The organism is Micromonospora sp. M51 (genome assembly GCF_018070305.1).
In the GTDB taxonomy this organism is placed as follows: domain Bacteria; phylum Actinomycetota; class Actinomycetes; order Mycobacteriales; family Micromonosporaceae; genus Micromonospora; species Micromonospora parva.
The window spans coordinates 1-2,350 of record NZ_JAGPXZ010000871.1 but is presented as its reverse complement, the minus strand read 5'-3'; the positions used below and the strand labels follow the sequence as shown (position 1 = coordinate 2,350).

At 71.9% G+C, this 2,350-nt stretch carries 3 protein-coding genes; 1 reads left to right on the top strand and 2 read right to left on the bottom strand.

The window, feature by feature from the left end:
• Positions 1–492, bottom strand: a 492-nt coding sequence (locus tag KBX53_RS30000) for an SDR family NAD(P)-dependent oxidoreductase (protein ID WP_210863039.1), incomplete at its 3' end; no start/stop codon positions are given.
• A 153-nt stretch (positions 493–645) separates the two neighbouring features.
• Between KBX53_RS30000 and KBX53_RS29995 the strand changes: the two genes are divergently transcribed.
• Positions 646–1,551, top strand: a complete 906-nt coding sequence (locus KBX53_RS29995; protein WP_030327363.1) for a LysR family transcriptional regulator — start codon at positions 646–648, stop codon at positions 1,549–1,551.
• Positions 1,552–1,567: 16 nt separating this feature from the next.
• On the opposite strand, the gene KBX53_RS29990 is transcribed toward KBX53_RS29995, so the two are convergent.
• A partial coding sequence (locus tag KBX53_RS29990; protein ID WP_210863037.1) for a sigma factor-like helix-turn-helix DNA-binding protein occupies positions 1,568–2,350 on the bottom strand: 783 nt, incomplete at its 5' end.

The window sequence follows — 2,350 nt, the reverse complement described above, 5'->3', positions numbered from 1 at the left end:
AACGTGGGCGATGGAGCTCAGTGACACCACGCGGGCCCGACCGGCGCTGGCGAGTGCCCGGTGCAGCCCTGTGGCGAGTGCGAAATGGCCGAGGTGGTTCGTGGCGAACTGCAACTCCCAACCCTCCGCGGTCCGCATCTCGGGGGTCGCCGACACCCCGGCGTTGTTGACCAGCATGTGCAGGGGCCCGTCCCAGGCGGCGATGAAAGCGGCGACCGACCGTTGGTCGGACAGGTCCAACGACGCGACCCGGACCAGCCGGTCCACGGCCCCGGTGCCGATCTCCCGAGCGGCCCGTTCTCCGGCCCGCACGTCCCGTACCGCCAGGGTCACCTCGGCGCCGGCCATGGCGAGCGCCCGGGCGGTCTCCACGCCGATGCCCGAGGAGGCGCCGGTGACGATGGCGCGCTGCCCGGTCAGGTCGACACCGGCCACGACGTCGGTGGCGGTGGACCGGGCGTTGAACGGTGTGGTGACGCGTGTTTCAGCCATGATCGACTTCCTTGTGTGGGGTGTTCCCGGATGGCGATACCGGCCCGCCGTACTGGCGTACGGTGTCGCGGTTCAGCCCTGCCCACCGATCGTGCGCGGTGGTCTGCGCGGACGGCCAACACGCTCTTCCTGACGTGGCTACAGTCTGTTCCTGTGGCCACGCCCGAGCTGCGCCAACTGCGGTATTTCCTGGTCCTCGCGGAGGAGCTGAGTTTCACCAGGGCCGCCGCCCGCCTGATGATCGCCCAGCAGTCGCTGTCGCAGCAGATCACCGCCCTGGAACGCGTCCTCGGGGCGAAGCTGTTCGACCGTGACAGCCGTGGCACCACCCTGACCGACATCGGCGCCCTGTTCGTTCCCGAGGCGCGCGCCGTGACGGACCGCGCCGAGCAGGCAGTCACCGTCGTGGGGCGGGCCCTGCGGGGTGAGGTCGGCACCCTCCGGCTCGCCTTCCTGACCACCGTCGCCAACCACCTGCTGCCCCCGGTGGTCCGGGCGGTCCGCCACCACCTCCCCGACCTGCACCTGGCCACCGAGTCCACCAGCATCGCGCCCCTGGTCCAGGGCGTCCTCGGCGGGCAGTACGACGTGGCCTTCACCCGGACCCCGCTCGTTCCCGGCCTGGAGTCGAGGAGACTGACCACCGAACCGGTCTGCGCGGTGCTGCCCGAGGGCCACCCGCTCGCCGGGCGGGCCGAGTTGACGCTCGCCGACCTGGCGAACGAACAGTGGGTCATGACGCCGCGCAGCTCCTGGGAACCCTGGCACCGCGCCTACCAGGACCAGTTCCGGGAAGCGGGCTTCGAGCCGACCGTCGTTCAGGAGGAGGCCGGCGTGCAGAGCCTGCTCGGCCTGGTCGCCGCCGGCCTCGGCGTCACCCGGCTCGCCTGCTCGGCGGCGAGTCTGCGCCGCACCGGCGTGGTGTTCGTCCCGCTGACCGGCGCGTACGCGCACACCGAGATGGTGTGGTTGGCGGGCAACACCGCCCCGGCGCTGCACCGGTTCCTGGACGTGGTCACGGAGCTCGCGGCGACGACCGACCTCACCAGCACCGGCTGACGGCGAGGCGGTCGGCTCACCGGGTCGCGAGGTGGTGGGTGGTGCCGTCGGCGACGGCGTGCAGCTTGTCAGGGTTGGCGACGGTGTGGATGGTGGTGATCCGGCCGTCGGCGTCGAGGTCGAAGCAGACGGTGGCGACCACCCGGCCGACACCGCTGAACACCAGCCCCGGCGCCCCGTTGATCTCGACCAGGACAGCGCGCATGTCGTGCGGCTGAACGCCCTGGTAGGTGACGGTGCCGATGGCCGCGAACCAACCGGCGACCGTCTCCGCGCCCCGGATCGGACGCAGGGCCTGGCGGACCTTCCCGCCACCGTCGGTCCACAGCGTCACGTCGGGGGAGAGCAGCTCCAGCAGGGTGTTGAGGTCGCCACCGGTCGCGGCGGCGAGGAACCGCTCGGTGACTCCGCGCTGCTGGGACCGGTCCGCGGTGAAGCGTGGCCGCTGGCGTCGCACATGTTCGCGAGCACGGTGAGCGGTCTGGCGGACCGCGGCCTCGGAGCGTTCCACCGCCGCCGCGATCTCCGCGTGGCTGAAGTCGAAGACCTCCCGCAGGACGAACACGGCGCGTTCGAGCGGGCTGAGCGTCTCCAGCACCACCAGCATCGCCATCGACACGGACTCGGCGTCGGTGACGGCGTCGGCGGCGTCCCCATCGGTCAGGACGGGCTCGGGCAACCACGGCCCCACGTAGGTTTCGCGTTGCTGCCGGGCCGAACGCAGGCGCTGCACCGCCAGGTTCGACACGATCCGAGCGAGGTACGCCTTCGGGTCGGCGACCTGGGCGCGGTCCGCCGA